Annotated in this window: 7 protein-coding genes; all 7 read left to right on the forward strand. The window is 70.8% G+C overall.

The features are described from left to right. Positions 1 to 38 precede the first annotated feature (38 nt). The 7 genes from IF30_RS0101435 to IF30_RS0101465 all read left to right on the forward strand — a co-directional run bounded on the left by IF30_RS0101435 (position 39) and on the right by IF30_RS0101465 (position 6,400). A complete protein-coding gene (locus tag IF30_RS0101435; protein ID WP_030230744.1) occupies positions 39 to 404 on the forward strand; it encodes a hypothetical protein in 366 nt (121 codons plus the stop codon). Next, the gene (locus IF30_RS0101440; RefSeq protein WP_030230745.1) at positions 401 to 1,846 is read left to right on the forward strand and encodes a DUF2637 domain-containing protein; all 1,446 of its coding nucleotides are present in this window, start codon (positions 401 to 403) and stop codon (positions 1,844 to 1,846) included. The genes IF30_RS0101435 and IF30_RS0101440 overlap by 4 nt, the downstream gene beginning before the upstream one ends. Positions 1,847 to 1,932: 86 nt before the next feature. Further along, on the forward strand, positions 1,933 to 2,127 hold the full coding sequence (locus IF30_RS0101445; RefSeq protein WP_030230746.1) for a hypothetical protein: 195 nt from the start codon (positions 1,933 to 1,935) through the stop codon (positions 2,125 to 2,127). After that, positions 2,124 to 2,678: a hypothetical protein gene (locus IF30_RS0101450; protein ID WP_030230747.1), complete on the forward strand. Its 555-nt coding sequence runs from the start codon at positions 2,124 to 2,126 to the stop codon at positions 2,676 to 2,678. Before IF30_RS0101445 ends, IF30_RS0101450 begins: the two co-directional genes overlap by 4 nt. Further along, entirely contained in the window at positions 2,678 to 3,184 is a 507-nt protein-coding gene (locus tag IF30_RS0101455) for a hypothetical protein (RefSeq protein ID WP_030230748.1), read from the forward strand. The genes IF30_RS0101450 and IF30_RS0101455 overlap by 1 nt, the downstream gene beginning before the upstream one ends. Before the next feature lie 70 nt (positions 3,185 to 3,254). Further along, complete coding sequence (locus tag IF30_RS43155; RefSeq protein ID WP_051708991.1) at positions 3,255 to 5,462, forward strand: hypothetical protein; 2,208 nt, start codon at positions 3,255 to 3,257, stop codon at positions 5,460 to 5,462. Between the two features lie 164 nt (positions 5,463 to 5,626). Further along, positions 5,627 to 6,400 carry a VWA domain-containing protein gene (locus IF30_RS0101465; protein ID WP_030230750.1) on the forward strand — a complete coding sequence of 258 codons (774 nt, stop codon included), beginning with the start codon at positions 5,627 to 5,629 and terminating at the stop codon, positions 6,398 to 6,400. Positions 6,401 to 7,579 lie beyond the last annotated feature (1,179 nt).

The raw sequence follows: 7,579 nt of genomic DNA on the forward strand, positions 1-7,579 counted from the left end.
CAGCAGCCGACCGGCCGGCCGTACCGCGGAGGTGACCGATGATCCGCTACATCCGCGCGAGCACCCTCTCCGGCCTGCTCCGGACGGCGGCGACCGCGCGCCACGAGGCCCGAACCGCCCGCCGCGAGCTGACCGAACTGCGCAGCCGCCACCGCCGCCTGATCAGCCACCTCGCCCGGCGCGAACCCGCCCAGATCCTGGTCGTGCCGGTCCCCGCCACAGCCGGCACCGACCAGATCAGCCCGTTGACCCTCCTGCTGCTCGCGCTGTGGCACCAGGCCGCCCTCGAGCGCGAGGCGTTTCGCACCTGGGTCACCGAGGAGCCCGCCCTCGTCACTGCCGCAGAGCTGCAGGCACGCGCCGCCGAGGCCGCCAGCGAGGCCGCCCGGAGGCACAGCCCGTGACCCTCGACCAGCTCCCGGGAACGACGCTCCCCATCACCGAGCTGCTCACCTCCTGGCAGTTCGTCGCCGGCGCGGTCGTTCTCACCCTCGGCCCGGCGCTCGCCCTGCGCCGCCGGCGGGCCGTCCACGCCGCCCTCGACGACAAGCAGCGCTCCGCTGCCGCCGACCTGTACGGACGCCGTCTCGAAGACCGCCTGACCATGGTCATCGCCGCCGCGGCAGCGGCCCTGTCGGCGACCGGGCTCCGTCGTGTGGGCCGTCACCAGATGGGCCTGAGTGACCCGTTCGACCTTCTGCCCTTCGTCGCCCTCGACGTCGCCGCGATGGTCTGCGGCCGCCGCGCGCGCCGCCGCGCCCGCGCCGGCGAAGGACCAGGGCTGTCCGGTGTCCTCTTCTGGGTACTGGCCGGCACCAGCTCCCTGTTCTCCGCAGCCGAAGCCGCCTCGCTGCTCGGCGCGGTGGTCCGCGCCGTGTGGCCGATCCTGGCCGCGGTCCTGTGGGAACTCGGCTCCCTGGAAGAACGCCGCGCCGCCCGCAGCAGCCGCGCCCGCCCGGACCGCCGTCTGGCGCTGATCCGCCTCTTCCACCCCGTCGAGGCTGTGCGCGTCGCCCTGCTTCTGGCCGCCCGCCAGGACCTGGCCCAGGAAGAGGCCACCGCCGAGGTCCGCGTCTCCCGGGCCGCCTTCCGCTGGTACCGGCTGCGCCGCGCCCAAGAAGCGGTCCGCAAAGCCGGCCGACCGAGCCGCTGGGCATACCGGCTCCTGGAGGCACGAGCCGACAGCCGCGCACAGACCGCCAGCGAGCGCGCCCGGTGCGCCGACCCGGCCGTGCTGGAACAGGTCGTCGGCCGACTGCAGCTCCGCGTCCGGCAAGCGGAATGGGCCGGTATGAATCTGCGCTCCGCCGCGGCCTTCGAAGCCATGCGCGGCACGCTGATCGGAGCCGCCGGAACCGTTCCACCTCATACCGGCACCACCCATACCGGCACCCCGGACGACCCGGCCTTCCCCGAAGAACCGCAGGTGGGGAGCGGTATGGGGGCCGCCGACGGTATGACCGACGTCCTGACGGACGCGGAGGTAGAGGAGCGGTTCGTCCGCCTCGTGCCGCGACGCCGCGACGGCAAGCTCGCGTGGGGCATCAACAAGTGCGCCAGCGCCGTTGGCATCGGCACACCCCGAGCCCGCAAGTTCCACAAGTCCCAGGACACCTGGCTCCCAGCCGCGGTAGCCCGGTATGGCGTCGGCACGGCAGCCTCGCTGGAACGGCACGTCGACCAGGCCCTGGCCCTGGCCACCGCGGTTCCCGAAGCACCCGACACCGAGGGCCAGCCGACAGCCCAGACCTTCGACGACGAGCTCCTGCTCGCCGGCCTGGCCGACGGCTACCAGGTGCTTCCCGGCTCGAAGCTCCTCGTCCCTGCGGGCGCCGGCCGACGCTGACCCGCCCCGCCCCACCCCACCTGCCTCGCTCTGCGGACGCCGGCCCCGGCCGCCCGCCAGCTCCCGAATTCTCGTGAGGACCCGCTATGCCCAGCCCCGCCAACACGCCGGCCCAGTCCTTCGACGACCACGTCGCGGACGTGCTCGCTCTTGTCGCCGACCGGCAGCCCGCGCTCTCCCCGCGCGTCCCCGCGCACCCGCGGCCCGCCGGACGTCCGCACCTCACGCTGGTCCCGCCTCTGACTGGCCGCGCCGCCGAGAACCGCGAGGCCCGCCGATGAAGATGATCTCGACCGGGCGCCGCCGAGCAAACCCCACCGACGCGCCCCGGAGCCAGCCCGGCGCCGACTCCGCCGCGATCGGCGGAGACGAGCTCAGAGCCCGGGCCTATGTGAAGGCCGCCCTGGGGGAGACGGACACCCTCGCCCCGACTCGGTGGAACCACCCCGCCGCCGAGGGAGAAGGGGAGCACCCCGCCGTCGCCCCGGGGGTCGAAGTCCATCACCACCACTACTACTACGCCGAGATGCAGGCCCCGACCGCCGGCCGGGACCGGATGTTCGACTTTTCCTGGATCGTCGCGGACAAGGCCCGCCTGAGCGCAGTGGCCGCAGGGGCGCTGATCCAGCCCGCCCTCTACGCCCTGGCCCACGACGCGGGCACGGCCGCGCCCGTCGGCATGGCGTTCATGGCCGCCCTGATCACGGGCTCCTGGCGGCTGCGCTACCCCGGCGCGATCACCCGATGGCTGTTCACCCTGAACGTCTCCGCCGCCGTGCTCTACGGACCCACCTTCCTCCTGATCGTCACAGCCCTGACCGGAGCCTCCTGATGTTCACCACCGCCACGTACGTCACGATCGGCGGCCTCACCGTGGCCCTCTCCTTCCTCGTCTGGCGCGGAGTGCGCTTCTTCCGCCACGACCTGCGCAGCTGGAAGGCCCTCATCCCCTTCCTCCTCGGCCAAGCACTCGGCATGCTGTCCGTCCTGTGCACCGGGGGGGCGCTCGGATACTTCTTCGGCTTCGTCGCCCACGTCATGAACATGGGCGGCGACAAGGTCCTGTCCGGCGCGACCGGATCGGCCACCCCCGCAATCCACGGCGGCGCCCACCCCGGAGTGATCACCCCGTCCGGCGCCATGGTGCTGGTGCTGCTCTGCGTCGGCCTGGCCACCGCCTGGAAGTCGATCACCAAGTCCGTCTCCCTCGACTTCGGGCTCGGCGCTGCCTCCGGCAGCGGACTCGGACTGTCCGCAGGTGGCGCCGGCTTGGCCGCAGCCACCCTCGTCCCCCTCGTCAACGGCATCGGCATCCAGATCACCGGCGCCTTCAACTGACCCACTGATCCACGCCGCGGTTGCCGCCGCCCGCCCGGCCGGCAACCGCGGCACCGCCAGGAGCAGCAGCATGTCCGCCTCCCCCGCATCCTTCGACGAGTCCGACAAGGAAGCCGTCGACTCCGGCACCCGCGACGATCCCAACGACCCGCCCCTACCGGACCGGCCCGCCCGAGGCGCCGCCCTCACCGCGTACGTGCACAAGATCGCCGCCCGGGAGCGCTCCGTCCTCGCCAACGGCACCCGCCACACCGCGCGACAACTGAGCCGCTGGTGGAACGCCCAGGACCTCTCCCCGGAGTACCTGACCGCCTTCCACCTCAACCACCAGCACACCCAGTGGAAAGACCGCCGCACCGCCGACCTGCGGGAGATCAACACCCAGCTCAAGCACTGGAAGAACTCCAACGAGCATCAGGCACACCGCCAGCGCGCCCTCTACTCCCGAGAGGCGAACGCCGTCCGCGGCGAAACGTTCACCCCCCGCCCGCCCAGCAGCGCAGATCTCGCAGCCACCCGCACCGCCCGGGCCCGCAACCGGCGTCTGGGCACCACCGTGCTGGTCGCCATCTCCGTCGCCCTCGGCGCACAGAACCCCGCCCCCGCCGCCTACACCGCCGCCACCGTCACCCTGCTCGCAGGAGCAACGGCCTGGATCCAAGGGCGCCGGCCCACCGCGCTGAATCCGCCGCCGCCCCACCTCGGATTCCCCATGCCCGAGCCGGCCCCCGGCGTCACCAGCGCAACCCAGCCCGACACCACCCCGTACCCCATCGCCCGAGCGACCACCACCGACGAAGCAGCAGAGTGCATCCTGCGCGCCCTGCGGGCCGAGAACATCCCCGTCGCCGAAATCACCGACGTCGAGCAGCAGCCCTGGGGCTGGCAATCCACCGTCCGCGTCTCCAAAGGCACCCCCGCCGCGATCATCGACAAGGCCCCCGACCTCGAGACGCTTTTCGACCTTGGCAAGGGCGACGTCATCGTCCAGCCGCTGAAGAACCGCACCGCCTGTGCGACCCTCCTGCTACGCCAAGGCGACATGTTCGCCGATCTAGCACCCGCGCCCTACCTCGCGCCGAAGTCGATCAGCATCACCGACCCCGCCGTCTACGGCGGCTCCGCCAACGGCCGCCCCCTCGCCTTCCCCCTGGCCGGCCTTATGGGCGAGGTCATCGCCCGATCCGGCGGCGGCAAGTCCACCCTGCTGCGCGCACTCGTCGACGTGACCACGGCATGCCGAGACGCGGTCACGCTCTTCCTCGATCCCAGCGGCGACGGACCCGGTCCCTACGAAGACGCGATCCGGCTCACCAGCCTCGACCCCGCGACCATCGAGCGCACGCTGCTGTGGCTGCACTGCCTGGCCGCCGGCCGCGCCCGCATCCGCCGCGGTCTCGGCATGGGCGATGCCTGGCAACCGTCCCCTGAACGTCCAGCAGTCCTTGTATTCATTGACGAATTCCCCAAGCTAACCGATCTTTCCAAGCTGCTTGTCGCCTCCCTCCTGCTTATCGGCCGCAAGGAGGGGGTCTGGATCGTCTTCGCCGCGCAGGGCGCCACCACAGCCTTCCTCGGCTCCAACCTGGCCCAGCAGCCGGCCCTGAAGATCCTCGGCCCGTGCCGGGACGTGGACGTCAAGGCCGCCCTCGGCGGCGGCATGATGGACGAAGGCTGGCTCCCGCACCGCCTCAACGGCAAGTCCGGCGACGACCTGCGGCAGTGCGCACAGGTCTACATCGAAGGCGCGCCGGGCATGCCGGACGACCCCATGATCCACAAGATCCACCACATCACCCTCGACGAGGCGAAGCGCCGCGCAGCTGAACGGGCTGAGGCTGGTCTCGTCGAGATCGACGAGACCAGCCTCGCCGCCGCTCTGGGCGCCCCGCTGCCGGACTTCGTCACCGGCGCCGCCGACGACCGACTCAGCGAACCGCCCACCTGGGGGGAACTTCTCCGACTCACCGGAGCGACTGGCGCCCCTGCAGCGGTGCAGCCCGCGATCGCGCTACACCTGCTGGGCGCCTTCGCCGAGCACGGCAACCCGCCCCACCTCACCGTGGCGCAGATCCTCGACCACCTGCGACAGGTCGATCCCGAGCGGTGGGAACGCTGGAACGACCGCGAGGAGAACATGCGGCTCCGTGAAGCCGGCAAGGCCCTCGCGCGAGCGCTGCGCACCTCAGGCCTCACGCTCACTTCGCGCCGCCTCGCCGATCTGGCGGGCAAGCCGACGGGTTACCGCCTTGCCGACCTGCGTAAGTCCCTGGAATGACGAGCCTAGTTGCTTAAGTCTACGAGTAGAGGTTATGTTTTCTCTGCGGGCAACGCTGGGACGCCGAGCACCGCTCATCAACGGCGTCACACCGACCCCTATCAGCACACCTCTATTGCCCGAACCCGCAGAAGCGGGGATCTTCGGCGCGTACAAGGAGCACCATGTCCATCCCCAGCCTGACCAAGACCTCCGCCATCAGCCTGGAGAAGATCACCGGCACGGCACCCGGCTTGATCGACACCTACAGGTCGGCCGAGGCCACCCTCAGGAAGATCGACCTCCTGGGCTTGCGAGCCGCCGTCTACCTCGTCCTGGACCGCTCGGGTTCCATGCGCCGGTTCTACAACGACGGCAGTGTCCAGCGCCTGTCCGAGCAGGCGCTCGGCCTGGCCGCCCACTTCGACGACGACGGCATCGTGCCCCTCACGTTCTTCTCCACCGGAGTCCACACCCACAAGGTCCGCCGCGGCCTGCTGCACCGCAGCGAGAAGACCATCGACCTCTCTCTGGACAACTACCAGGGCCGCGTCGGCGCGATCCACAACGGCCTCGGCCACATGGGCCGCACCTACTACGCGAGCGGGATGGAAGCGGTCATCGACCACTACCAGCAGAGCAAGACCACTGCTCCGGCCTTCGTCATCTTCCAGACCGACGGAGCCCCGGACGACAAGCCCGCCACCACGAAGCTGCTCAAGGACGCGGCGAAGCTCCCCATCTTCTGGCAGTTCATCGGCTTCGGTAACGACCCGTTCGCCTACCTCCGCAGCCTGGACGACATGCCGGTCCCCGCAGCCCGAATCGTCGACAACGCGGGATTCTTCGCCGCCGGAGACAACCCCAGCGCCTTGACGGACAACTACCTCTACTCCCAGCTGATGAGCGAGTTCCCGAAGTGGCTCAAGGCAGCCCGGGAGCAGGGCATTCTCCGCTGACCCCCGCCCATTGAGATGCCGATGCGGCGGTGCCCCCAGGTCTCGACCTGGGGGCACCGCCGCATCGGCATCTGCCTGTACTGGCCGGCCCACGTGGCGGTCGGCCACCCGAGCCAGTGCTACCGGCGCCCGGTCCGCGACGGCCAGCGAGGGCCTGGCCCATGGCCGCGCACTGCTTGTCCGAAGCCTGTCTGCTGTTCGCCCTCCTGAGCGTGCCGTGCCTCGGCGGACGAGCAGCAGACGAATGCAGGCCCATCCGCCACCTGCGAAGACGCTTTGGACAGCTGCGAAAGGAAGTGGCCGTGGGAGCAACAGAACCGGCCCGTGGACCGCATGTCCGGGGGAGATCTCTCCTCCCCATCCTGAGCGTCCGGTCGGGGAGGAGATCTCTCCCCGCTCCCGGCTGACCGGGCGGGCAGCGAGCGGGCCCGAGTGCGTCCGCGATGGGGAGTGATCTCTCCCCGCCGCGCGGAGTAGGAAGGAAGCGCCGAGGGCGGGGGAGTGACATCTCCTCCCCGTGGCCGGCGGCAGGACTCATGGCTGCTCATCCGCCCCGGGGGAGATATCTCCCCCGGGGCGGAGGGCTCGGGACCACGTCGGCCGGAGCGAACAGAGTGGTTCCGTTTGGGGTTCCCTTTGGAGTCCCGTTTGGAGTCCCCTTTGAGGTTCCGTTTCAGGTCCCGTTTCGAGTTCCCTTCCATTCGAGTCGCTAGAAGACAAACAGGCAGGTCACAGGCGCAGACAAGGGGACTGCGGCACGCCGACTACTTCCCTACGGGCCTATGGCGGAGCTGGATGGACGTGCGAAGAAACATCAGCTGGAGCGGGAGAGAGAGCAGGTAGAGCCGGCGTGCGGCGAGGCAGAGGGTTGGAGCGGTACGGACGACGGACGGAGGAGGAGCGGGGTTGGAGCGGTACGGACGACGGACGGAGGAGGAGCGGGGTTGGAGCGGTACGGACGACCCTTGCAGACCAGACGTAGGACACAACCGGTAAGGCGGCCAGAGCGAACCATGGTGAGCGGAGCGGGTAGGGCGGACGGCAGCAGACCAGAGGACGTGGCGGCCGTTTGGGAGCGTGGCGCGGGTGCCGGGTGCCGGGTGCCGGGTGCCGGGTGCCGGGTGCCGGGGGGGCGGCGGGCAGTGGCGGGCGGCGGGCGGCGGCGGGCGGGGGCAGAAC

Origin of the sequence: Streptomyces sp. NRRL S-350 (genome assembly GCF_000719705.1) — a bacterium.
GTDB lineage: Bacteria > Actinomycetota > Actinomycetes > Streptomycetales > Streptomycetaceae > Kitasatospora.